The 23467-nt window shown below is 66.3% G+C and carries 19 protein-coding genes; 9 read left to right on the top strand and 10 right to left on the bottom strand.

The window, feature by feature from the left end; genetic code table 11:
• The first annotated feature begins 56 nt into the window (after positions 1-56).
• Positions 57-1550, top strand: a complete 1494-nt coding sequence (locus tag GTO19_RS18035; RefSeq protein WP_291020540.1) for a deoxyribodipyrimidine photo-lyase — start codon at positions 57-59, stop codon at positions 1548-1550.
• Here the strand turns inward: GTO19_RS18035 and GTO19_RS18030 are convergent.
• The 6 genes from GTO19_RS18030 to GTO19_RS18005 all read right to left on the bottom strand — a co-directional run bounded on the left by GTO19_RS18030 (position 1523) and on the right by GTO19_RS18005 (position 11383).
• On the bottom strand, positions 1523-7447 hold the full coding sequence (locus GTO19_RS18030) for an Hpt domain-containing protein (protein WP_291020537.1): 5925 nt from the start codon (positions 7445-7447) through the stop codon (positions 1523-1525). The two genes, GTO19_RS18035 and GTO19_RS18030, sit on opposite strands and share 28 nt — an antisense overlap.
• Before the next feature lie 32 nt (positions 7448-7479).
• Positions 7480-9738 carry a methyl-accepting chemotaxis protein gene (locus GTO19_RS18025; protein WP_291020535.1) on the bottom strand — a complete coding sequence of 753 codons (2259 nt, stop codon included), beginning with the start codon at positions 9736-9738 and terminating at the stop codon, positions 7480-7482.
• 59 nt (positions 9739-9797) lie between these two features.
• Entirely contained in the window at positions 9798-10334 is a 537-nt protein-coding gene (locus GTO19_RS18020; RefSeq protein WP_291020533.1) for a chemotaxis protein CheW, read from the bottom strand.
• Positions 10335-10357: 23 nt separating this feature from the next.
• Positions 10358-10723: a response regulator gene (locus tag GTO19_RS18015; protein WP_009517771.1), complete on the bottom strand. Its 366-nt coding sequence runs from the start codon at positions 10721-10723 to the stop codon at positions 10358-10360.
• On the bottom strand, positions 10723-11118 hold the full coding sequence (locus GTO19_RS18010) for a response regulator (RefSeq protein WP_009517772.1): 396 nt from the start codon (positions 11116-11118) through the stop codon (positions 10723-10725). Before GTO19_RS18010 ends, GTO19_RS18015 begins: the two co-directional genes overlap by 1 nt.
• 91 nt (positions 11119-11209) lie before the next feature.
• Positions 11210-11383, bottom strand: a complete 174-nt coding sequence (locus GTO19_RS18005; RefSeq protein WP_291020529.1) for a rubredoxin — start codon at positions 11381-11383, stop codon at positions 11210-11212.
• A gap of 148 nt (positions 11384-11531) precedes the next feature.
• Between GTO19_RS18005 and GTO19_RS18000 the strand changes: the two genes are divergently transcribed.
• Both GTO19_RS18000 and hemL read left to right on the top strand, forming a co-directional pair.
• On the top strand, positions 11532-12482 hold the full coding sequence (locus GTO19_RS18000; protein ID WP_291020526.1) for a bifunctional hydroxymethylpyrimidine kinase/phosphomethylpyrimidine kinase: 951 nt from the start codon (positions 11532-11534) through the stop codon (positions 12480-12482).
• 4 nt (positions 12483-12486) lie between these two features.
• The gene (gene hemL / locus GTO19_RS17995) at positions 12487-13794 is read left to right on the top strand and encodes a glutamate-1-semialdehyde 2,1-aminomutase (protein WP_291020524.1); all 1308 of its coding nucleotides are present in this window, start codon (positions 12487-12489) and stop codon (positions 13792-13794) included.
• A 90-nt stretch (positions 13795-13884) separates the two neighbouring features.
• On the opposite strand, the gene purH is transcribed toward hemL, so the two are convergent.
• Genes purH through dusB form a run of 3 tightly spaced genes read right to left on the bottom strand, consistent with a single transcriptional unit; the run spans position 13885 to position 16759 of the window.
• Positions 13885-15471 (bottom strand): bifunctional phosphoribosylaminoimidazolecarboxamide formyltransferase/IMP cyclohydrolase, encoded by a 1587-nt coding sequence (purH, locus tag GTO19_RS17990; protein ID WP_291020522.1) that lies wholly within the window; start codon positions 15469-15471, stop codon positions 13885-13887.
• A 23-nt stretch (positions 15472-15494) separates the two neighbouring features.
• The gene (locus GTO19_RS17985) at positions 15495-15734 is read right to left on the bottom strand and encodes a Fis family transcriptional regulator (protein ID WP_291020520.1); all 240 of its coding nucleotides are present in this window, start codon (positions 15732-15734) and stop codon (positions 15495-15497) included.
• A complete protein-coding gene (gene dusB, locus GTO19_RS17980; RefSeq protein ID WP_291020518.1) occupies positions 15731-16759 on the bottom strand; it encodes a tRNA dihydrouridine synthase DusB in 1029 nt (342 codons plus the stop codon). Before dusB ends, GTO19_RS17985 begins: the two co-directional genes overlap by 4 nt.
• A 265-nt stretch (positions 16760-17024) precedes the next feature.
• Between dusB and GTO19_RS17975 the strand changes: the two genes are divergently transcribed.
• The 6 genes from GTO19_RS17975 to GTO19_RS17950 all read left to right on the top strand — a co-directional run bounded on the left by GTO19_RS17975 (position 17025) and on the right by GTO19_RS17950 (position 22207).
• The gene (locus tag GTO19_RS17975; protein ID WP_291020517.1) at positions 17025-18431 is read left to right on the top strand and encodes a hypothetical protein; all 1407 of its coding nucleotides are present in this window, start codon (positions 17025-17027) and stop codon (positions 18429-18431) included.
• Between the two features lie 65 nt (positions 18432-18496).
• Positions 18497-18979, top strand: coding sequence for a YqaA family protein (locus tag GTO19_RS17970; protein WP_291020515.1), 483 nt, complete (start codon positions 18497-18499; stop codon positions 18977-18979).
• Positions 18976-20139, top strand: coding sequence for an MFS transporter (locus GTO19_RS17965; RefSeq protein WP_291020513.1), 1164 nt, complete (start codon positions 18976-18978; stop codon positions 20137-20139). Before GTO19_RS17970 ends, GTO19_RS17965 begins: the two co-directional genes overlap by 4 nt.
• 105 nt (positions 20140-20244) lie before the next feature.
• The gene (locus GTO19_RS17960; protein ID WP_291020511.1) at positions 20245-21069 is read left to right on the top strand and encodes a hypothetical protein; all 825 of its coding nucleotides are present in this window, start codon (positions 20245-20247) and stop codon (positions 21067-21069) included.
• A gap of 252 nt (positions 21070-21321) precedes the next feature.
• Complete coding sequence (locus GTO19_RS17955) at positions 21322-21798, top strand: type III secretion system chaperone (RefSeq protein ID WP_291020508.1); 477 nt, start codon at positions 21322-21324, stop codon at positions 21796-21798.
• Positions 21799-21844: 46 nt separating this feature from the next.
• Complete coding sequence (locus GTO19_RS17950; protein ID WP_291020506.1) at positions 21845-22207, top strand: hypothetical protein; 363 nt, start codon at positions 21845-21847, stop codon at positions 22205-22207.
• An 80-nt stretch (positions 22208-22287) separates the two neighbouring features.
• On the opposite strand, the gene ychF is transcribed toward GTO19_RS17950, so the two are convergent.
• Positions 22288-23379 (bottom strand): redox-regulated ATPase YchF, encoded by a 1092-nt coding sequence (gene ychF, locus GTO19_RS17945; protein ID WP_291020504.1) that lies wholly within the window; start codon positions 23377-23379, stop codon positions 22288-22290.
• Positions 23380-23467 lie beyond the last annotated feature (88 nt).

Genomic DNA, 23467 nt, shown 5'->3' with positions numbered 1-23467 from the left:
TATGTCCCGCCCCTCGCCGGCCCGGGTTCGCCGGTCGCCTCCGTCCCCATCACCCCATGAGCCAATTCGACACCGGTCTGATGTGGTTCCGCCGCGATCTGCGCGCCAGCGACAACGCGGCCCTGCACCACGCGCTGCGCCACTGCCGCCGGTTGTGGTGCGTGTTCGTGTTCGACCGCGAAATCCTCGACACGCTGCCGCGCGCCGACCGCCGCGTCGAATTCATCCGGGAGTCGCTGGTGGCGCTGGACACGCGGCTGCGCGAGCTGGGCGCCGAGCACGGGCGCCGGGACACCGGCCTGATCGTGCTGCACGATCGCGCCCTGCATGCCATTCCCGCACTGGCCGAACGACTGGGCGCGCAGGCCGTGTTCGCCAACCACGACGACGACCCCGCCGCGCTGGCGCGCGACGCCCAGGTGCTGGGCGCGCTCGCGCACCAGGGTGTGCTGCTGCGCACCCACAAGGACCACGTGATCTTCGAGCGCCGCGAGGTGCTCACGCAGGCCGGGCGCGCCTTCGGCGTGTTCACGCCCTACAAGAACGCCTGGCTCAAGGCGCTCACGCCCTTTCACTTGAAGGCCTACCCGATCACGAAGCACGCGGGTGCGCTGGCGCCGCTGCCCGAGGGGCTCTCGCGCCCCGTGCCCACGCTGGAGGAGATCGGCTTCGAGCGCACCAACCTGGCGCAGCTGCCCCTGCCCCCCGGCGAAGACGGGGCGCACCAGCTCTTCGATGACTTCCTGCAGCGCATCGACCGCTACGACGAGGCGCGCGACTACCCGGCAATCAAGGGCCCCAGCTACCTCAGCGCGCACCTGCGCTTCGGCACCGTGTCCATCCGGGCGCTGGCGTCCATCGCCCACGAGCTGCACGCCCAGGGCAACGCGGGCGCCAGCACCTGGCTGTCCGAACTCATCTGGCGCGACTTCTACCACCAGATCCTGGCCAACTTCCCGCACGTGGCGCAGCGCGCCTTCAAGCCCGCCTACGACGCCGTGCGCTACGAACACGGCAAAGCCGCGGACGCGCGGTTCAAGGCCTGGTGCGAGGGCCGCACCGGCTACCCGCTGGTGGACGCCGCGATGGCGCAGATCAACCAGACCGGCTACATGCACAACCGCCTGCGGATGGTGGTGGCGAGTTTTCTGGTGAAGGACCTCGGCATCCATTGGCAATGGGGGGAGCGCTACTTCGCCGAGCACCTGATCGACTTCGACCTGGCGGCCAACAACGGCGGCTGGCAATGGGCGAGCTCCAGCGGCTGCGACGCGCAACCGTGGTTCCGCATCTTCAACCCCATCACGCAGAGCGAGCGCTTCGACCCGCAGGGCCGCTTCATCCGACGCTACCTGCCCCAGCTCGCCGAACTGCCCGATCACGCGATCCACGCGCCCTGGAAGGCCACACCGGTGGAGCTGGCCGCCGCCGGCGTGGAGATCGGCGAGCACTACCCCGCCCCGCTGGTGGACCACGCAGCGGCGCGCGACAAGACGCTCGCGCGGTACGCGGTGGTGAAAGATCAGGCGTCCGTGGTGGACCGGGCGTAGCGCGCCACCAGCACGAGCAGCTCGTCTTCGGAGTACGGCTTGCCGAGGTAGTGGTCCACGCCCAGTTCGCGCGCGTGCTCGCGGTGCTTTTCCGCGATGCGCGAAGTGATCATGATCACCGGCAGATCGGCCAGGCGGGCGTCGGCGCGGATGTTGCGCACGAGGTCGAAGCCGTCCATGCGCGGCATTTCGATGTCGGACAACACCACCGCCGGGCGCTCGACCTGCAGCCGCTCGAGGGCTTGCAAGCCATCGGCCGCCAACACCACGCGATAGCCTTCGCGCTGCAGCAGGCGCTGGGTGACACGGCGCACGGTGATCGAGTCGTCGACCACCAGCACCAGGGGGACGCTGGCCAGCGCGGTGTCCGCGCCCGCGTCGCCGCCCATGGCAGTGGCATCCGCGGGCTGCGGCTGCGACAACTGCTTCTGCACCCACTCGGGCACCTGTGGGCCATAGACCGAGGCCAGGGCCACCGGGTTGTAGATGAGTGCCACCGCGCCCGAGGCCAGCACCGACATGCCCGCGAGGCCCGGCAGGCGCGAGAGCTGCGCGCCCAGGTTCTTGACCACGACTTCCTGATTACCCAGCACCTCGTCGATGTGCAAGGCTACGCGCTGCGCCGCACTGCGGAAGATGACCACAGGCAGCGTGCGGTTCTGCGGCTCCTGAGACTGCGCCGAGGACTGCAGAAGGGCGCCACTCCAGAAGAAGGGCACGTCTTCGTCACCGTGGCGAATGTGGCCACTGGCGTACGCGGCCTGCAGTTCGGCCGGCGGCACGCGGCGCACGATCTCCACCACGTTCGACGGCACGCCGAACATGAGTTCGCCGGCGCGCAGCATCACCACCTGCGTGACGGCGGTGGTCAGTGGCAACACCAGCTTGAATGAGGTGCCCTGCCCGGCCCGGGTGGAGGTTTCGATGCGCCCGCCCAGCGCCAGCACGTCGCTTCGCACCACGTCCATGCCGATGCCACGGCCTGCGAGCTCCGACACCTCGCGGGCGGTGCTGATGCCCGCCTCGAAGATGAGTTGGGCCGCCTGTTCGTCGTCCAGTTCCACGCCGGGCGCCAGCAGGCCGGCCTCGCGGGCCTTCTCGCGAAGGCGGTCGAGGTCGATACCGCCGCCATCGTCGGCGAACACGAGTGACACGTCGTTGCGCTCCTGGTGCAACTGGATGTCGATGCGGCCTTCAGCCGGTTTGCCGCGCTGCCCGCGCAGCTCGGGCGCTTCGATGCCATGCGCCACGTGGTTGCGCAACAGGTGCTCGAAGGTGCCGGTCATGCGATCCAGAACGCCCCGGTCCATTTCGATGTTGCCGCCCGTGATGTCGAGGCGGACCTGCTTGCCGGTTTCCTTGGACGCCTGGCGAACCACGCGGTACAGGCGCTCGGCGATGCCCTCGAACTCCACCATGCGGGTGCGCAGCAGGTCGCGTTGCAGCTCGCGCGTCTGGCGCGCCTGGGCCACGAGGTTGTCTTCGGTGGCTTCCACAGCGCGCTGCAGGTTGCGCTGCAGCGTGGCCACGTCGTTCACCGACTCGGCCATCATGCGGGTGAGTTCCTGCACGCGCGTGAATCGGTCGAACTCCAGCGGGTCAAAGGATTGGACGTGGTCGCGCGCCTGGGCGAGACGCGACTGCATCTGGGTCTCGGCCTGCAATTCGATGTCCCGCAACTGCTGGCGCAGGCGGTCAAGGTTACCCGTGAGATCCTTGAGCGAGGTGCGCAGCGTGACGACTTCGGCCTCCATGCGCGAGCGCGAGATGATCACTTCACCGGTCTGATTGACGAGGCGGTCCAGCAGCTCGGGTCGCACCCGCACAGCCGCCGTGCTGCGCGCCGCGAGTTGGGCGGGGGCGATCGGCGCGACGAAGTTGGCACCCAAGGCCACCGTATTGATGGCAGGCGCGGCGCCGGTCGGCGCCTGGGCAGCGTCGGCATTCTCGGACGGCTCGGCCACCTGCACTTCGGGTGCGGACTGCTGCACTGCGCCGGTCTGCGCATCGGGGTGTCTCAAGGCCTCGAAGCGAGCGGCAATGGCGTCGAACGCGCTCTGCAGCACCTCCAGATCACTGGCGCGCTGAACATCGGAGCCCAGGCGTTCCGCCGCCGTCTCCATGCGGTGGGCCATTTCACCGAGGCGCAGGGCGCCGGCCAGACGCGCACTGCCCTTGAGCGTGTGCAGCGCCCGAAGCACCTCGCCACGCGCGGCACCGTCGTCCGGACGGGCGCTCCATTGGCGCAAGGCAGCGCCCATCTGGGGCAGCAGTTCCTGCGCCTCTTCCTCGAAGATCGGGAACAGGTCGATGTCGATGGTGTCGACGGCATCGATGTCGTCGTCAATGTCCTGATGGACGTTGCCCGGCGATTCGGCGCGAACGGGCTCGGCTGCGACGGGCGGCTCCCAATCGACAGGAGCGGCTTCCGGCGTGGGCATCACCTCTTCAGTCACCACGGGCGCCCCGGCGGCAGCCGTCAACGCGGGCTCGTCATCCGCTGGCAGCAATTCGATCTCGTCGGTGACCGTGAGGAACACGTCATCGAGATCGCTGACCGGTGCAACGGCCGGTGGCTCGCTGAAAGCCAGGGGATCGTGCACCACCCGAACGAGCGACGCGAGCAACTCGGGGTTGGCCTCTTTCAGGAAACCGGCGGCGAACTGATGCAACAGTCGACGAACGTCTTCACCGGCATCGACGAACAATTGGCCAAGAGCAGCCGACGCCTCATGGCCCGCGCGCTGGCGTGCAGCCACCGAGCCCAACGCATGCTCGAGCGCGCGCGCAATGCCGGACAGCGACTCGAAGCCCACCGTGCCCGAGCTTCCGGCCAGGGAATGCGCGAGGGCTTCCGCCGATTCCGGCACCGGCGCGTGGGTTTCCAGCGCCCACTCGGACAGCCCGGTGTTCAGGCGGCGAGACCACTCGTCGGCCTCGTTGAGAAATACGTTGTAGAGCTTGTGGCCAATGCGCAGTGGGCCGATCTCGCGCATCGGCTCCTCGGGCGGCACGTCCGCCGGGAGCGCAGGCGCAGCGACGGGCAGGGGCGCCGGGGCGGTCAGTTCGATCTGCTCGATCTCGGCAAACCCGGATTCAACGGCTTCGCGTGGAAAGTCTTCCAGCTCATCGAACTCGGGCGGTACCGCGGCCACGGCCAACGGCTCCACAGGATCGGCGTGTGCCGCGGACTGTTCGACCGGTTCTGCGGGCGCTTCCACCGACGCGGGCTGGGCGGTTTGCGCCAGCAGATCCAGGTCGATATCGGCCAGCAGTGGAACATCCAAGGCAGTGTCGGACAGGGGCTCGGGCATGGGCAAGTCGCCCAGGCCAGTGGAGGGTCCGGCGGCATCGTCCGCAGGAGCGGCGTCGACCGGCTCATCCAATGACACGTCGATCGCTTCAACCTCCAAGGCTTCAGGCGCCTGCAAGGGCAACCACACCCCTTGAACCCGCAAGGCTTCGGCGCTGGCGCGGAAGGGTTGCGAGCGCCAGGCCCCGGCCTGCTGTGCGGCGATGTCGCGCACCCAGCGTTCGAACTGGTCCAGCGATTCGCCCGACAGACCCAGCAGCGGCTCGTTGGCGGGCCGTTGCTCGGCCAGCACGGCGTTGAGCAGCTGCTCCATCGCCCAGGCGGCCTCACCGAACTCGTTGAGACCCACCATGCGCGAACTGCCCTTGAGCGTGTGAAACGCGCGGCGCAGCGTGGTCAGGTGGTCGAGGTCGGAAGGCTGCTCGCGCAGGTGCGACACGGCTTCGCGGCCATTGGCCACGACCTCGCGCGCCTCCTCCAGGAAGATATCGAGCAGGTCGTCTTCGTCGGTGCCGTCGTCCGCGGGCGCCTCGACTGCCGCGGCGGTGGGGGCCTCGGCGACAGCGACCTCGGTCAATCCGACCAAGGCCTGCGCGCCGACCATGGCGTCATCGCGCACCACAGCCTCGGCGGCCTCACGCGCCGCCTTGGCCACGGCGGGCTGCTCGGCCAGCGCGGCCTGATCGGCGAGCGAGTCCAGTTGCTGGCTCAATCCGCTGAGGTCGTCGAGGCCGCCGAACACACTGTCCACCACGCGCCGCACGCCCTGTTGCAGCGCCTCGGCGTCGTCGCGGGCCGGTTGCGAGCGGTCGCGGCCCACGCTGGCGCGTCCCATGAGCGGCACCAGGCCACCTTTGTCCTCGTCGAACACGAACAGCTTCTTCGCCAGCGATGGCTGATAGCTCAGCATGTCGACCAGGAAGCTGAGCGCGCTGAGGTTGTCGCCCAACTGCTGGAAGGTGCCTGCTTCACGCGCCAAGGCCTCGTCCACCTCGGTGTCGAGAATCTGCTCCACGCTGCTGCGCATGCGGGTCACGGCCTGCACCGCGTGGTCCAGGCCCAGCACGGACAGCACGCCGCGCATCTGCGCCAGCTGGGTCACGGCCACATGAAGCCCGGCTTTCTCCTGCGGCTGGCGGAAAAACTGGTCAAGCGACTTCTCGACCTCGCCGAGCGAAACCTTCAACTCGTCGACCACGCTGCCCATCGTCTGCCGGTCGCTGATGCGCCGGTAGAGCTGCTCCATCCAGTCGTCCAGCGGGCGGGCGGGCTTGCCTTCGATCACGTCGGTCAGGCGCTGCGCGAGTTCCTGGGTACGCACGGCGAGTTGAGGGTCGCCGGGATCGAAATCCTCGAACGCGGCCTCGAGGTACAAGGTGGTGGTCGCCACCTCCATCGCGAGTTCCGGGCGCACGCCACCCGGCTCATTCACCGCGCGATCGGTGGCCTTGACCAGGGCCGCCGACAAGGGTGCGCTGGGCGCGTGCAGCTTGAGCAGCGATTCACCGATCAGACCGAACTGGTCGCCCACCTGGCGGGCCCGTGAGTTGTCGCCACCCGAGAACAAGGACCAGGCCTCCTTGGCGGCCTGGATGCGCTTGCGGGCCTGGGCCAGCACGGCAGGGTCATATCGGCCCAGGGTGGCCTGGTGGTAATCGGCCGGGCGGTAGCGGTGCAAACCATATGCTTCGCGCACAGCCTCCAGGTGCTGGGTGGTGACACCGGCAGGGACTTGGCTCTGCGCACAGAAGAACAGCAGGTCGTGAAGCAGGGTTTCAGACACCTGGCCCGTTCGCGACGCGAGCTGACCGAACTGCATGAGCAGGCGCGAGGCCGCACGCTTCACGTAGATGTCGAAGGGCAATCCCTGCGAACCCGCCGATTCGAAGAACGCAGCGGCCACACGCCAGAAGGTGCGCTGGCGAGGCTCGTCCATGGCGGCGGACAAGCCGCCGCAGAGTTTGGCCAGTTGCTGGCAGGCCGCGGCGCTTTGCGTCTTGACGACCAGCAGCGTCAGGCGGTCAAACAGCGAACGGACCGCCGCACTGACCTCCAACGCCTTGGCGTTGGGTGGCGCAGGCACGTCGATTCCACGATGATCAAAATCCCACAGATCCGCCGGGTGCACACGCTCAGCGCCCGCCAGCTCGAGCACCTCGCGGTACTGATGGAACAAGGCCACGGGCTGCACCGCCTTGTGGTTGAGCACAGCCTCCAGGTACTCGATCAAGGCGAAGCTGGCCCGCTCGACGCGCGCGGCCGCCTGCTCGTCACAGCTCTCGGGCTTCTGGACGAACCGCTGCACCGCGGATTCCATGCCGCGCAGCACCTGCGCCGGCGCACCCAGTCCGACGACTTCCAGCGCGCCCACGGCCTGGTGCAGCTGCTGGCGCGCCATGCGCAGGGCCGCCGGATCGACCGCCTCAAGATCGCCGTGGCGCGACTGCTCGTTCTCACGCACGAATCGCCGAATGGCCTTGTTGGCCGCGTCGAGCGATTTGCGCAGCTCCTCGAAGACCCAGGCCAGCGGCCCGAGATCGGTGTTGGGCAAGTCCTGGAGAGCGGTTTCGGGCGCTTCGGTCATGGGGATCCCTGAAGGGTTCGACGTGGCCGGTGTCAGGCGATCTTGAATCGGGCCACCGATTGACGCAGTTCCTCGGCCATGGCCGACAGTTCGCGCACCTGTTGGGCCGTGGACCGCGTGCCTTCACCGGTCTGCTCGGTCACCGCAAAAATGTGCTGAATGCTGCCCGCCACCTCGTTGGCCGATTCGGCTTCGCGAGAAGCGGCGGTCGAGATCTGCTCAATGAGGTCCGCGAGTCGACGCGACACGCGGTCGATTTCGGACAGCGCGGTGCCAGCGTTGTCGGACAGCCTCGCCCCCGCGACCACACCCTGGGTGGACCGCTCCATGGCGGCCACCGCATCCTGTGTGTCGGTCTGAATGGCTTTCACGAGCGCCGCGATCTGGCGCGTGGCGTCGGCCGAGCGTTCGGCCAGTCGCTGCACCTCTTCCGCCACCACCGAGAAGCCGCGACCCGCTTCACCCGCGGAGGCCGCCTGGATGGCAGCGTTGAGCGCGAGCACGTTGGTTTGTTCGGTAATGTCCGAGATCAGCTCGGTGATTTCACCGATCTCCTGCGAGGACTCACCCAGCCGCTTGATCCGCTTGGAGGTTTCCTGAATCTGGTCGCGAATGGCGTTCATACCGCCGATCGCGTCCTGCACGGCCTGCAGCCCGGACTCTGCTGCCTCCAGAGAAGCGCGGGCCACCTGGGCCGACTCCTGAGCCTGGCTGGACACCTGGTTGATGCGCTGCGCCATGTCGAGCACCGACTGGCCGGTTTCGCGAATCTCGCGCAGCTGCTCGGTGGAAGCCGCGAGCAGTTCGGTCGAGGTGTTCTCCACCGCTGAAGTCGTCTGCGCCACCCGAGTGGCCGTGGCCTGAACGTTGCCCACCAGCGACCGAAGTTCTTCCACGGTGTAGTTCACCGAGTCGGCGATGGCGCCCGTGATGTCTTCCGTCACGGTGGCTTCCTGCGTCAGATCGCCTTCGGCCACCGTTTGCAGTTCGTTCATCAGGCGAAGAATGGCAGCCTGGTTGGCGTCGTTGACGCGCTTGGCTTCCTGCTCCTGGGCCTCGGCCGCCAACCGCTGGCCTTCGGCCATCATCTGGCGCTGCCGGCTGTCCTGCAGTTGAACGTACGCCAGGCCGCCCGCGCACAACAGCGCGAACACCGTGGACAGCGCCAGGGCCAGCAGTTGACCACCACCGAGGCCGGAGCGGCCGGACAGGTCCTGCTGCAGCTTCTCCAGTCCCACGCGCAATGCCTCGCTGTCGGCCACGATGGCGGCCTGCGCCTCGCGCGCGGCCACCAGGCCTTGCAGGTTGCCGAGAATCGCGCCGGCCTCGACACGGGTTTCCTCATAGCGCTGCAGCAGCACCTGCAGTCGCTCGCGCACCTGCGGGTCGCGCGCGGCCACCAGCCGCAGTTCGTCGCTGCCCTTGAGCAGGCCGTCCGCAACCTCCTTGAAGGTGATCAGGTCTTTACCGAGCAGGAACACGGCCTCGGGGCTGACCCCCTCCAGCGTGAGGAACTCGTTGGCCGACTTGCCGATGCGCTGCGTCAGCATCACCAACTGGCCGGAGGCGGAGATTTCAGCCGCCGGTGCGTTCTGCTGCAGCTTGAGGGAGGAAATCGTTTCGGCGATCTCCAGCAGGTCGGACGACTGGCGGTTGATCGTGCGCAGGGCGGCACCCACCTGCGTCAGCGTGGCCTGCTGGCCCAGCACGGCCGACGCGTTGCGTTCAGCGGCGTCGATGCGCGGCAGCAGGTCGTCGAGGGCACCACCATACTCGGGGCCCAGCGGCTCAATCGACATGTTGCTGTCGCCCTGTTTGAGACCGCGCACGCTGGTGGCCAGCACGCTCGCGCTGTCGCGCACTTCAGGGAAGGCCGTGGGGCTGCCCACCAGCGCCTGCGACACGCTCTTGGCCAGACGCTGCGACTGCATGAGCGCCTGGCCGCTGGCCGCCACCTGTTGGCTGATCTTTTCTGCCTGGCTCAACACGAAGAACGTGATGGCACCAAGCACGAGCAGCGCGAAAGCCAGCAGCACCGCCAACGAACGCTGGTGCTGTTCGGCCGGACGGCGTCCCAGAATGGGCAGCGACACCAGCGCGTCTTTGGTGACCTCGCCATCGTCCTCCGTGATCAGCAGGTTGTCGTCGATGTCCCCAGAATGGGCGTCAGGCGCCAGCCGGGCGGCGGCGAGCTCGGCGATCTCCTGATCGGTCACACCGGCCAGGTCAGGCTCATCCGCCTCCTTGTTCTTCTTGGAGAACAGCCCTTGGAATCGATCAAGCGTGGCCATGGTTTACCTTCCAACTCACAACAGGTGACGAAAACGTCGGGTGCCGGGTATCGGCTTCGTCAGGCCGCGACGGCCAGAAATTCGGGTTCGCTCACCAGCAGTTGCAGGTCCAGCTCTTGCCAGTCCTGCCCTTGCGCATCGACGAGCACACGGGTCACATAGCCGGGCGCTTCGGGCGGGCGTTCGCCCACAGCGCTGAATGCACCTGGATTGCGCAGACCCAACAAGCGGTCGATCCACAGCACGGCGTTCAGCCCCAGCGCGCCATGCAGACTCACCAGGCGGGATTCGGATGTGATGCGTTCGGCCGGGCGGATTGCTCGACGCGCCGATCCTTGAACGAGCTCCGCCAGATCAACCACGCCGTGCAAACCCCCACGCAGATTGGCCACACCCACGTACCAGGACTTGGTGTAGGGCACGGCCTGCACGGTTGACCACGGAAAGATCTCCCCGGACTGCACCAATGGCAGCAGGTAGCGGCGGCCTCCCGCCTCAATGGCAAGCCACGTCGCGGTCAGCGCCTCGGATTTCGCAGCCGTGAGACGCTGAGCCAGTCGTTCCTGGAGTTCTTTCAGCGACTGTCGTTTGGCCATGCTGTTGGTGTCCGGGGTGCGCGTCAGGCCAGCGCGCGGATCTTGGAAAGCAACTCTTCGCCGTTGACGGGCTTGGTGACGTAGTCGCGAGCGCCCTGCCGCATGCCCCATACACGGTCCGTCTCCAGGTTCTTGCTGGTGCACATGACGATGGGGATGCTCGAATACTGAGGATCGCGCGTGATGGCACGCGTCAACTGAAAGCCATTCTGGCCGGGCATCACCACGTCCATCAAAATGAGATCGGGCTTTTCCTCACCAAGACGACGAAAGGCCTCGTCCGCATTCTCGGCGGTGCGCACGGTGTAGCCGTTTTTGGTCAACAGATCCGACAGGACCATGAGCTCGGTCTTCGAATCGTCGACGACGAGGATCTTGTGGATGGGCATCAGGAAACTCCGTTGAGGTTGGCGCCGAACTGCTGCACGGCTTGCAGCAATTGGTCTTTGGTGAATGGCTTGGTGAGGTAGTCCTGGGACCCGACCATGCGGCCGCGCGCCTTGTCGAAGACGCCGTCCTTGGACGAGAGCATGACGACCGGAATGCCCGCGAAGCGGGCGTTGCGCTTGATGATCGCGCAGGTCTGATAGCCATCCAGTCGCGGCATCAGGATGTCGCAGAAAACCAGATCGGGCTGATAGTCGTTGATCTTGGCCAGGGCGTCGAAGCCATCGTCGGCCAGCAGCACCTCGTGGCCGCCCTGCTTGAGGAAGATCTCGGCGCTGCGCCGGATGGTGTTGCTGTCGTCGACGACGAGAACCTTCAGGGCAGGCGATGCACTCACGATGGACGGGCTCCTCAACCACAATCGGGCCCGGCGTGGCAGCCCACCCGGACCAGGACAATGGATCGGCAGCCGCGAGGCAGCCGTCCGCTCAGATCTGAACCATTTCGAAATCTTCCTTGCGGGCGCCGCATTCGGGGCAGGTCCAGTTCATCGGGACGTCGGCCCAGAGGGTGCCGGCAGGGATGCCGTGCTCGGGTGCGCCTGCTGCTTCGTCATAGATCCAGCCGCAGATCAGGCACATCCAAGTCTTGCTGTCACTCATGGTTTTTGTGGTCTGTATCGTAGAATGCAACGATTGTATCCAGCCTGTTCAAGCGCTCTGCGGCGTGATTTCACAGGCGAATGGCCGGCGTCCAGAGGCCCTTGCACCACAGTGCCAGCCAGCCGGCGCAGCCCGCACAATCCCCACCATGTCCGACCCCGCCGATTCCTCCGTCGACCGCGAGGCCACGACGGCCCCGGGCGAGTCCGCCCTGCCTTGCGTGATGACGTTCAACGCCAACGACCCGAGTGGGGCCGGCGGCCTGAGTGCCGACCTCACCGCCATGGCCAGCGCCTCCACCTATGTGCTGCCCGTGGTCACAGGCGCCTACGTGCGCGACACCTCCGCCATCCGCGACCATTTCAGTCTGGATGAGGAAGCGGTGGTCGACCAGGCGCGCTGCGCACTGGAGGATATGCCCGTAAGGGCCATCAAGGTCGGGTTCGTGGGAACGCCCGAGAACCTCAGCGCGGTGGCCCAGATCACCAGCGACTACACCGAAGTGCCGGTGATCACTTACATGCCGGACCTGTCCTGGTGGGATGAGCTCGACATAGAGAACTACCTGGACGCCTGCACCGAACTGCTGTTGCCGCAGACCACGGTACTGGTCGGCAATCACAGCACCCTGTGCCGCTGGCTGCTGCCCGAGTGGGAAGGGGACCGCCCGCCTGGCCCGCGCGAGGTGGCACGGGCCGCTGCGGTGCACGGTGTGCCCTACACCCTGGTCACTGGCTTCAATGCAGCCGACCAGCACCTCGAGAGCCACCTGGCTTCGCCTGAAACCGTGCTGGCCACTGCCCGCTATGAGCGTTTCGAGGCCACTTTCGCCGGTGCCGGCGACACCCTGTCGGCCGCGCTGTGCGCACTCATTGCCAGCGGGGCCGACCTGCAGACCGCCTGCGCAGAAGCCCTGACCTATCTGGATCAGTGCCTCGACGCCGGCTTCCAGCCTGGCATGGGCCACGCCGTGCCCGATCGCCTGTTCTGGGCCCACGAGGACGAACCCGCGCCCGATGACGATTCTCCGGCCGACCCTGGCGCGCCCGACAGTGCGCTGGACGCTGGCGACTTCCCACTGGACACCACCCGACACTGACCCCATGCCCGATCGCAACCTGGACCTGTTCGAGCGCGCCAAGATCCTGATTCCCGGCGGCGTCAATTCGCCAGTGCGCGCCTTTCGCGCCGTGGGAGGTACGCCGCGCTTCGTGCAACGCGCCCAAGGCGCCTACTTCTGGGACGCCAACGGCCAGCGCCACATCGATTACATCGGCTCCTGGGGCCCCATGATCCTGGGCCATGGCCATCCGGCGGTGCTCGAAGCGGTCCAGAAGGCCGTGCTCGACGGCTTCTCGTTCGGCGCCCCCACCGAACGCGAGGTCGAGCTGGCGCAAGCCATCGTGGACTTGGTGCCGAGCCTCGAGATGGTGCGCCTCGTGAGCTCGGGCACCGAGGCCGCCATGAGCGCCATGCGCCTGGCGCGCGGCGCCACCGGCCGGCGCAAGATCATCAAGTTCGAGGGCTGCTACCACGGTCACGCCGACGCGCTGCTGGTGAAGGCCGGCTCGGGCCTGGCCACCTTCGGCAACCCGACCAGCGCAGGCGTGCCACCCGAGGTGGTGCAGCACACCCTGGTGCTCGAGTACAACAACCCCCAGCAGCTCGAGGCCGCCTTTGCCGAGCACGGCGCCGACATCGCCTGCCTCATGATCGAACCGATCGCAGGCAACATGAACTTCGTGCGCGCCAGCGTGCCTTTCATGAAGCGCTGCCGCGAGCTGTGCACCCGCCATGGCGCCCTGCTGGTGTTCGACGAGGTCATGACCGGCTTTCGCGTGGCCTTGGGTGGCGCACAGAGCGTCTACGCGAAGCTGATTCCCGGCTTCGAGCCGGACATGACCGTGATGGGCAAGGTCATCGGCGGCGGCATGCCGCTGGCGGCCTTTGGCGGCAAGCGCGCGGTGATGGAGCAGCTCGCACCGCTGGGACCGGTCTATCAGGCGGGCACGCTGTCGGGCAACCCGGTGGCCACGGCCTGCGGACTGGCCACGCTGGCCGAGATTCGCAGGCCCGGCTTCTACGAGGCCTTGTCGGCGCGCACGCGCCAGTTGGTGGATGGCCTCAAGACCGCTGCCGACCAGGCGGGCGTGCCGTTTTGCGTGGACGCCGAGGGCGGCATGTTCGGCTTCTTCCTGATGCCGGAATTGCCTCAGAACTACCAGGCCGTGATGAAGACCGAGGGGGCGAGGTTCAACGCGCTGTTCCACGGCTTGCTCGACCGCGGCGTCTACATCGCGCCCGCGCTGTACGAGGCCGGCTTCGTGAGCGCGGCCCACAGCGAGCAGGACATCGCCGACACCGTGGCGGCGGCGCAAGAGGTGTTCAAGACGCTGCCGCGAGCGGCATGACTCGTCGAGAGTCGCCGCGGTACCGGCTTGGCTGGGCCGCGGGCGACGCACCCTGGAAGGGGGGAAGCGGCCCGCAGGCCGCTGCCGGAGTCAGTGCCGAAAGTGCCGCACCCCGGAGAACACCATCGCCACACCGCGCTCATTCGCGGCATCGATGACCTCCTGGTCGCGCATGGAGCCACCGGGCTGGATCACGCAGCTCGCACCGGCATCGACCACCACGTCCAGGCCGTCGCGGAACGGGAAAAAGGCATCGCTGGCCACCGCCGTTCCTTGCAGGGAGAGCTTGGCGTGTCCTGCCTTGATGCTGGCGATGCGCGCCGAATCGAGGCGGCTCATCTGTCCCGCGCCCACGCCCATGGTCATGCCGTCCTTGCAGAAGACGATGGCGTTGGATTTGACGAACTTGGCCACCTTCCATGCGAACAGAAGGTCATCCAGTTGCTGCGGCGTAGGTTGCAGCTTCGTCACCACCTTCAAGTCTTCGCGCTGGAGCACGTGGTTGTCGGCCGACTGGATCAGCAGGCCCGAGCCCACACGCTTCACGTCCGACAGGTTCAGGCCCTTGTCCCAGGCGGTAGGACCACCCGGTGGCAGGTCGATCTGCAGCACTCGGACATTGGCCTTGGCCTTGAACACCGCCAGCGCCTCGGGCGAGTAGCCCGGCGCCATGAGCACCTCGACGAACTGCTTGCTGATCGCTTCGGCCGCGGCGCCGTCGAGCGGGCGATTGAGCGCGATGATGCCGCCGAATGCGCTGGTGGGGTCGGTCTGGAAGGCCTTCTGGTAGGCCTGCAGCGGGCCGCTGCCCACGGCCACGCCGCAGGGGTTGGCGTGCTTGACGATCACGCAGGCCGGCTCGTCGAAGCTCTTGACGCATTCCCAGGCCGCGTCGGCGTCGGCGATGTTGTTGTACGAAAGCTCCTTGCCCTGCAGTTGCTTCGCGGTGACGAGCGAACCCGGGGCCGGATACAGGTCGCGGTAGAACGCGGCCGTCTGATGCGGGTTCTCGCCGTAGCGCAGGTCCTGCAGCTTGATGAAGCGGCCGTTGGCCTGCGCTGCGTAGGCGTTGCGCGTCGGCACCTCGGCGGCTTCGTCGAACTCGATGGACGAGAGGTAGTCGCTGATCGCGCCGTCGTAGTTGCTGATGCGGTTGAACGCGGCCACCGACAGGGCGAAGCGGGTCTTGTCGCTCAGCTTGCCGCTGGCCTTGAGTTCCTCGACCACGCCAGCGTACTGCGACGCGTCGGTGAGCACCGCCACGTCCTTCCAGTTCTTGGCCGCGCTGCGCACCATGGCCGGGCCACCGATGTCGATGTTCTCGATGGCGTCCGCCAGCGTGCAGCCGGCCTTGGCCACCGTGGCCTCGAACGGGTACAGGTTCACCACCAGGATGTCGATGGTCTCGATGCCGTGCTCGCGCAGCGCGGCCATGTGCTCGGGCAGGTCGCGCCGCGCCAGCAAGCCGCCGTGTACCTTGGGATGCAGCGTCTTCACGCGGCCGTCGAGCATTTCGGGGAATCCAGTGACTTCGGCCACTTCGGTCACGGGAAGGCCTTGATCAGCCAGCAGCTTGGCGGTGCCGCCGGTGGAGAGCAGGGTCACGCCGAGCGCGTGCAGCGAACGGGCGAGGTCGACCACGCCGGTCTTGTCGGAAACGGAGATGAGTGCGCGCATGGGTAGCAGGGAAGGTTGGAAATTCAGTCGAGAAGGCCGTGGTCGAGCAGCTTCTTGCGCAGGGTGTTGCGGTTCAGGCCCAGCCATTGCGCCGCGCGCGACTGGTTGTACTGCGCCTGGGCCATCACCACCTCGAGCAGGGGGCGCTCCACCGCCTTCAACAGCATGTCGTGCAGGTTGGCGGGCTCGGTGCCATCGAGGTCGCGGAAATAGGCCTCCAGGCTGTCGCGGATGCACTCGTCCAGCGTATTGGTCTTTTTCATGCGGCCAGCTTCCAGTCGGCGATGGCGCCGAAGTCCGCGTCGATCCAGACATCGAAAGCCCGGCTGACGACACGGCGTTGGTCATCGATGGTGTGGGTGGCGTTGACACCCGCGCGAAAACGCGCGGCCTCACCGGGCGGCAAAGGCAGCGACTGCACGTACCAGCCCAGGTGCTTGCGCGCGCTGCGTACGCCCGTGCTCTCGCCGTACAGGTCGTAGTGGTCGTCGAGGTGCTCCAGCAACCAGGTCTTGACCTGCTCCAGGCCGGGCGGGGGCAGGTGCTCGCCAGTCGAGAGGAAGTGAGCAATCTCGCGGAAGATCCAGGGACGGCCTTGGGCGGCTCGGCCGACCATGATCGCGTCGGCGCCGGTGCGCCGCAGGACCTCGCGCGCGGCCTCGGGAGAGTCGATGTCGCCATTGGCCACCACCGGAATGCGCGCGCGGCTCTTGATGTTCGCCACGGTGTCGTGTTCGGCCTGGCCCTTGTAGCCCTGCTCGCGCGTCCGGCCATGCACGGTGAGCATCTGCACGCCAGCGCTCTCGGCCGCCACGGCCAGCACGGGCGCGTTGCGCACCGCGTCGCACCAGCCGGTGCGCATCTTGAGCGTGACCGGTACGCCATGCGGCTCACAGGCCCGCACCACGGCCTCGACGATGCCGATCGCGAGCGCCTCGTCCTGCATGAGCGCGCTGCCTGCCCACTTGTTGCACACCTTCTTGGCCGGGCAGCCCATGTTGATGTCGATGATCTGCGCGCCGCGGTCGACGTTGTAGCGCGCGGCATCGGCCATGGACTGCGGATCCGTGCCGGCGATCTGCACGGAGATCGGCGCGGGTTCGCCCTCGTGATTGGCGCGGCGCGAGGTCTTGAGGCTGTCCCACAGCTCGCGCCGGCTGGTCACCATCTCGCTCACCGCGTAGCCCGCCCCCAGCCGCTTGCACAGCTTGCGGAAAGGCCGGTCCGTCACACCGGCCATGGGCGCGACGAACAGGGCGTTGGGCAGGACGTGGGCGCCGATCTGCATGGCGGGGCGGAACTGGCGTGGCGGCGGTTCGGACAGAAGGGGCCGGTGCGGTCCGGCGGCGGAGGGCGGATTGTATCTGCCCAAATTTTCAGCAATGGCCTAAGCCCGGAACAGCTTTGACGGGCCCGTCACCCAACCGACGCTGAATAGCGGGCCGAGCAGTGCAGCGCTTCGCGAGGCGGGACAACACAGTCACGTGGCTCCAGCCGGTTTCCACCCATTCCCCTCACACTTTCACTCAGATCAAAGCTCAGCTTCATCAGACATGGGACGCATCCACGACAACGCCAAGCGCATCAATAGCGACGTAAAGAGCTTGCGGCTTCCAGATACCACCGACAAAAGGGTTGACGTCGAGGACCTCCAACGGCTACCGGACACCCACGTCATCCATATCAAAAAAAGTGGAGTGGCCAGAAAAGCAAGGGATCACGGCAAGAGTCCGGACAGGTCGCTCAACGCCGCCAAATTGTTTGAGAACAACCCTCCTCCGGAAGCCAACAAGAGGACAGCCTACTCAACCTATTCGACCCGATCCAAGAAGGCGTTGCATCGGCCTATGCCCAAGCGACCGCTTGGCAATGCCGCCACGCCGGACTTGTCGACGGCGTACCCACCCACCCAGTCGACCCACGAACTGCAGAATGAGTTGAACCAGTTGTCTGGCTACATGAATTTCTTCCAACTCAGGGCCGTCAAGGCCGTCATGGAAGCGGCGACCCGACCCAAATTCAGCGAAGAAGGCAAGTTCGAGCCGATTGATCCACGCGTGCACGCGTTTGCTCAAAAACACGATCCCGAACCGACGAAACTGGTGGGTGAGAGCGACTCGGCGTTCAAGCAGCGAAAAATGAAGCTGAAGCAGCCATTTCAGGAAACCTTGCCGGCCTATCTTGAGACGGTCAAGAGCGGCAGCCCCCTGGGCACGCTCGCGCATGCCGTCGAGCAGGTCGTGAACAGCCAGTACGAACTGCAGTTCCAACTCGCCACGGGGGATGCCACGGAGGCGCAGATTCACACCACGGAACAACTTCAACGCGATGTGCAGGCCGCGCTGAAAAAGAGCGACGGCTCGATGGACCACGTAACACTGGAGACGCTGGGCTCGGCCTGGGTGCAACACGTTACCCGCTTCGAACTGTTGGCGCGTGACTTCAACCACACGGTCAAGTGCATCGAAGATGGCGCCCGAGGAAAACTCAACGAGGACGGTCAGAAAAAGTACGAGCTTGGAAATGCCCCAGGAGGATTCCATTACCAACTGGGCATGAACGCCCAAGAAATAAAAAAGCACTATGAAACCTGCTTGAAAATCTGGTCCGTCACCAAACAGGTATTTGAGGACTACTGCAACTCCGAAAAGCTGTCACCTCAAGCGCGGAGCGTGCTCAGGCGGTACGGCGAGCATCTGGGGCAATTGATTGGCACCGCCAGCGCCGATGGGAGCCCTTTCAAGGATTTCGTCTATAGGACACTCCAGGAAAGCCAGGCAATCATTGCCGCACACAAGACCTCGGCGCAATCGCTGGCTGAGGACAAGCCACCGCTTCTGACAAGCGCGAAGACGCTGGTGCAAGACGTCGGCGTTCCAACAACGCCTCTGCGCGCGCCATTCAAACCTTTGCCACCCCTTCCAGTCACGCGCGCAGTCCTTTCGCTGAGCCGGGCCTAAACACGCCGTCGATCGGCCTGCCAAGGCGAAAGTGACAGAATCCGCGCGGCCCACCCGCCGCGCCCATGCCCCCCTGGTTCCAGCACCTCGCCCAACTGCTTGCTCTGCCCGAGTACGGTCTGACGACCGTCTTCGTCGTGGCATTCGTCTCGGCGACGCTGCTTCCCATGGGCTCCGAGCCCGCGGTGTTCGGGCTCATCAAGCTCAACCCCGAGCTCTTCTGGCCCGCCGTGCTGGTGGCCACCGCTGGCAACACCCTGGGTGGCGCGGTGAGCTGGGCCATGGGCCTGGGCACCCACCGCCTGGTGGACCGCGCGCGCGGCAACAGCACCGAACTGCGCGCCCTGCGCTGGCTTGAGCGCTTCGGCCCCAAGGCCTGTCTGCTGAGCTGGCTGCCCGTGGTGGGTGACCCGCTGTGCGCGGTGGCCGGTTGGCTGCGCTTCCCGTTCTGGCCTTGCCTGGCCTACATGGCGATCGGCAAGTTCGCGCGCTACCTTTGCATGACCGCCGCCCTGCTGTGGTTCTTTCCCGAAAGGCTGGCCCTGTGAGCCGCAACACCCTGCCCCACAGTCTGTGGGCGCTGATGGTTGGCAACTTCGTCATCGGTACCGGCGTGATGGTGGTGCCCGGCACGCTCAATGACATCAGCCAGTCGCTGGACATTTCGGTACCACAGGCAGGGCAACTGATCACGGCAGCCGCCATCCTGATGGGCCTGGGCGCGCCACTGTTCGCCGGCCTGGTGGCGGGCTGGGACCGGCGCCGCCTCCTCACCTGGTCGCTGATCTGGTATGGCCTGCTGCACGCCGCCTGCGCGCTGGCGCCGAACTACGCGGCGCTGCTGCCCTTGCGCGTGCTGGCCGTGGTTTCGCCGGCCGTGTTCACGCCGCAGGCGGCGGCCTGCATCGGCTTGCTGGTTCCGCCGGAGCAGCGCGGTCGGGGCATCACCTTCGTGTTCCTGGGTTGGTCGGTGGCGTCGGTGATGGGCATGCCACTGGCGGCCTGGATCAGCGGTGTGCTGGGCTGGCGCTGGGCCTTCGGGCTGGTGGCGATGATGGCGCTGGTAGTCAGCGTCTGGGTGTGGCGCGCCATGCCCAACGGCGTGCGGCCAGCCGCGCTGTCGCGCGAATCCTGGGGCCGGGCCCTGGGTTCGGCGCCGCTGATGATGGCCGTGGGCGTGACGCTGCTGTCGGCCTTCGCGCAGTTCACGCTGTTTTCGTACTTCGCGCCCTACTTCGCGCAGACGCACGGCCTGGGTGGCGGCGGTTTGTCGCTGCTCTTCCTGTGGTTCGGCGCGTTCGGCTTGCTGGGCAACGTGCTCATCTCCCGCTCCATCGACCGCATGGGCGCGCCGCGTGCGGTGCTGATTACCCTGTGCCTGATCGCACTCTCGCTGCTGGTCTGGCCACTGGGACGCGGCTCGGTGTGGATGCAGGCGCTGGTGCTGGTGCCTTGGGCCCTGGGTTGCTTCTCCGCCAACTCGGCGCAGCAGGCGCGGCTGGTGCAACGCTCGCCGCCGCTGGCGCCGGCCACGGTGGCCTTGAACAGCTCGGCCATGTATGGAGGGCAGGCGCTGGGGGCGGCACTGGGTGGGGTGATGATCGCGCAGGGGCGGATGCTGGACCTGCATTGGACGGGGCTGGGGGTGGCCATCCTGGCCATCGGACTTAGCCAATGGGCGGAGCGGCAGGCGCGGACGGCTGCCTAAGCCACCTCTTAAGGCGAACCTTTCAAGGCAGGGCCGTTACAGAGCGCGGGTCCGGTCCCCCAAGGCTGACGGCGATTGCGTCAACCCACCTTCGAAAGATTCCCCATGGCACTCCCCGGCATCCTCCAAAAGCCGATCAAGGCGTATCACGACCACCAGTACAAGCAAAAGGTTCAGGCTAAGGCCCTGACCAGCCCCGAGTCCCTGGTCCTCACCCTGAAGTTTCTCAAGCCTGGCAGCGACCTGAGCCTTCAAGGTCGACGTCTGAGCAGCGGAAAACGCAACTGGGTAGATAAGTACCTCCATCCGCATGGCGGCAAGGCTGGCGCAGCGAAAGGGCTTCGGACATTTGCCGATTTGCAGAAGAGGCACAACACCCATCCCGTTGCTCAACAGGCGGCGAAGGATCTGGCTGAGCGCCTGCCTCAAGAAAAGTCGGACAACAAGGTGGTGAAGTACGACAACGAGTTGTACAAGCTGGCCCATCGCATCGCCTATCCCACCCAGTACGAACACGAACTCAAGAACGAAACGCCCACGCCAACAGTGGTCCCCACCGAAGCGATCGTGAGCCAGGAACCCGCCACCACCTGCCTCGACGCAGACGACCTTGGCTTGATCGACGCCATCAACGAGACCCTTCCTGTGCTCGACGCGCGAACAGCGTGGGCGATTCAAAAAACGAAGAGCGAGGTGTCGGATTCCCTCATGGATGGAGGCTTCCTCCATTTCGCGCCCACTTTGCTGAGGAATCTGCCAGACCCTCCAAAGCGGGCAGCCGATCAGGACACGAGTGAACTGGACAAGCTGAACCACTACCTCGACAACACCGCTTTGCTGAACCAGGTCGGCGAAGGTGATCGCCATGCGCTGACCGAGTACCGCAGCGAACTGCTGAAAGCCGAGGAAAAGAAGCAGCAGGCCGTCTGACAAACGTCTGCAACTGGACGGCAAGCGCATCGCCCAGATTCGTCCAAAGCACGGCGTGGCGCCTTCAAAAGAGGCGGCCACGCTTTGTCATTTGCAGGCCCACTGCAAGTTGTCTGCCCATCCGATCGCACGACAGGCTTCATCCCTGACGCCGGCATCGGTCAATCGATCTAGCCTCAGGACGTTTCGAACCGATCGGCCCGTTCCGCCACTCAAGCCAGCACATCCCCAGCCACCGTCCGCCGAGGCCCCATGACCGAACTCCGCACTCCCGAAGACGCCGCCGCCTGCCTGGTGGCCGCGGCCGAACACAGCGAGGCCGTCGAGGCCGTGGTCGAACTGCGTGAAGCCACCTGGCTGGTGCACCTGGAAACCGGCGGCGAGTGCGTGGTGGAGTGGGCGCAGCACCCCACGCGCCTGGTGCTCACCACGGCATTGGGCGAACCCTCCGAAGCGGCTCGGCCGAAGGTTCATTCGGCCGCGCTGACCTTCAACCTGCTGTGGGGCGAACTGGGCAGCATGCGTCTGGCCAAGGACGACGAGGACGAGACCCTGATGTTGATCAACGACGTGTTCCTGGAAGACGAGTCGAACCGGCACATCGTGCTGGCCAACGAATTGCTGCGGCTGGAAGGCCTGCGCCTGCTGTGGACCATGTACATCGAGGGCGCGGACTCGTCCAACGGCGAAGCGCCCAAGGTACCGAGCGCCATGTTGACGCGCGCCTGAGTCGTGCCTGATGCTCACGTCCACTCATCCCTTTTTGAGGCCCCGCATGTCCACCAACACGTCCGCTTCCGACGACGCGACCGCAGCGCCCGCCCATGAAGTGGCGGATCCGTCAACGCCTGCCATCGGCCCCGCGAGTGGGAACCTGATCTTCCGCCGCCCGAGCGTGGCGCCATCCGCTGCGGCCAACCCCAGGGACAGCGCGCGCCGCGAATGGCTGCTGGACCACGTGGCCCGCCGCCAGGCGCGGCGCGACGCCACGGTGGCGCTGATGCGCAGCAGCCACCTGGCCGACGCAGCGGCGGCCGATCCGCAACTGCAGTCGGAACTGAGCCGGCTGATGGCCTTCCTGCGCGATGCGCCAGGCTCGGCGGGACACGATCCCGAGGGCGGCGCGGACGACCGCTGAACGCCGCTGCTCCCGCGAAAACAACAAGGGCCCGTTTCAGGGCCCTTGTCATTGGTGCATCGCCGCGCAGGCGATGCCTCTCAGCCCGAGAACAGGAAGTTCATGACGTCGCCGTCCTTGACGACGTAGTCCTTGCCCTCGGCGCGCATCTTGCCGGCCTCCTTCGCACCCTGCTCGCCGCCGTGGGCGATGTAGTCGTCGAAGGCGATGGTCTGGGCGCGGATGAAGCCCTTCTCGAAGTCGGTGTGGATCACACCCGCGGCCTGGGGGCCGGTGTCACCCACGTGAATGGTCCAGGCGCGCACTTCCTTCACGCCGGCGGTGAAGTACGTCTGCAGGCCAAGCAACTGGTAGGCGGCACGGATCAGCCGGTTCAGGCCGGGCTCCTCCTGTCCCAGTTCCTGGAGGAATTCGAGCCGGTCGGCGTCGTCCATCTCCGAGAGCTCGGCCTCGATCTTGGCGCAGATGGCGACCACGGGTGCGTTCTGCCTGGCAGCGAATGCCTCGAGGCGATCGAGCAGCGGGTTGTTCTCGAAACCGTCTTCCGAGACGTTGGCCACGAACATCGCAGGCTTGGCCGTGATCAGGAAGAACTGCTTGAGCTGCGCCTGCTCCTCCTTGCTGAAATCGATGGTGCGCACCGGCTGGGTATCGTTGAGCGCGGCCTGGCATTTTTCCAGGATGGCCATCTGCTTGATCGACTCCTTGTCGCCCGAGCGCGCGGTTTTGCTCACGCGGTGCAAGGCCTTTTCCACGGAGGCCAGGTCGGCCAGGCAGAGCTCGGTCTGGATGACCTCGATGTCGGCGATCGGATCGACCTTGTTGGCTACGTGGATGACGTTCGGGTCTTCGAAGCAGCGCACCACGTGGACGATGGCGTCGGTCTCGCGAATGTGCGCCAGGAACTTGTTGCCCAGGCCTTCGCCGTTGCTCGCGCCCGCCACCAGGCCGGCGATGTCCACGAACTCCACGATGGCCGGCACGATGCGCTCGGGCTTGACGATCTCGGCCAGCTTCGCCAGGCGCGGGTCGGGCACCTCGACCACGCCCGTGTTGGGCTCGATGGTGCAGAACGGGTAGTTCTCGGCCGCGATGCCGGCCTTGGTGAGGGCGTTGAAGAGCGTGGACTTGCCCACGTTGGGCAGGCCCACGATGCCGCATTTCAAGCTCATGGGAGAAACCTCTTGACGAACCCGGCAGTGTAGCCCAGGGGTGTTTTCGCCTCGCGTGGCGCGCTCGTTCAAGACGGCCGGCTGGCCG

The sequence above is a fragment of the Hydrogenophaga sp. genome, assembly GCF_011772445.1.
Classification (GTDB): Bacteria; Pseudomonadota; Gammaproteobacteria; order Burkholderiales; family Burkholderiaceae_C; genus Hydrogenophaga.
Note: the sequence above shows the minus strand (reverse complement) of the source record. Positions and strands in the feature narration are given on the sequence as shown.

Coding starts and splice junctions, on each gene's coding strand:
- GTO19_RS18035 (WP_291020540.1), top strand. CDS start 57: ATGAGCCAATTCGACACCGGTCTGATGTGGTTCCGCCGCGATCTGCGC.
- GTO19_RS18030 (WP_291020537.1), bottom strand. CDS start 7,447: ATGACCGAAGCGCCCGAAACCGCTCTCCAGGACTTGCCCAACACCGAT.
- GTO19_RS18025 (WP_291020535.1), bottom strand. CDS start 9,738: ATGGCCACGCTTGATCGATTCCAAGGGCTGTTCTCCAAGAAGAACAAG.
- GTO19_RS18020 (WP_291020533.1), bottom strand. CDS start 10,334: ATGGCCAAACGACAGTCGCTGAAAGAACTCCAGGAACGACTGGCTCAG.
- GTO19_RS18015 (WP_009517771.1), bottom strand. CDS start 10,723: ATGCCCATCCACAAGATCCTCGTCGTCGACGATTCGAAGACCGAGCTC.
- GTO19_RS18005 (WP_291020529.1), bottom strand. CDS start 11,383: ATGAGTGACAGCAAGACTTGGATGTGCCTGATCTGCGGCTGGATCTAT.
- GTO19_RS18000 (WP_291020526.1), top strand. CDS start 11,532: ATGTCCGACCCCGCCGATTCCTCCGTCGACCGCGAGGCCACGACGGCC.
- hemL (WP_291020524.1), top strand. CDS start 12,487: ATGCCCGATCGCAACCTGGACCTGTTCGAGCGCGCCAAGATCCTGATT.
- purH (WP_291020522.1), bottom strand. CDS start 15,471: ATGCGCGCACTCATCTCCGTTTCCGACAAGACCGGCGTGGTCGACCTC.
- GTO19_RS17985 (WP_291020520.1), bottom strand. CDS start 15,734: ATGAAAAAGACCAATACGCTGGACGAGTGCATCCGCGACAGCCTGGAG.
- dusB (WP_291020518.1), bottom strand. CDS start 16,759: ATGCAGATCGGCGCCCACGTCCTGCCCAACGCCCTGTTCGTCGCGCCC.
- GTO19_RS17975 (WP_291020517.1), top strand. CDS start 17,025: ATGGGACGCATCCACGACAACGCCAAGCGCATCAATAGCGACGTAAAG.
- GTO19_RS17970 (WP_291020515.1), top strand. CDS start 18,497: ATGCCCCCCTGGTTCCAGCACCTCGCCCAACTGCTTGCTCTGCCCGAG.
- GTO19_RS17960 (WP_291020511.1), top strand. CDS start 20,245: ATGGCACTCCCCGGCATCCTCCAAAAGCCGATCAAGGCGTATCACGAC.
- GTO19_RS17955 (WP_291020508.1), top strand. CDS start 21,322: ATGACCGAACTCCGCACTCCCGAAGACGCCGCCGCCTGCCTGGTGGCC.
- GTO19_RS17950 (WP_291020506.1), top strand. CDS start 21,845: ATGTCCACCAACACGTCCGCTTCCGACGACGCGACCGCAGCGCCCGCC.
- ychF (WP_291020504.1), bottom strand. CDS start 23,379: ATGAGCTTGAAATGCGGCATCGTGGGCCTGCCCAACGTGGGCAAGTCC.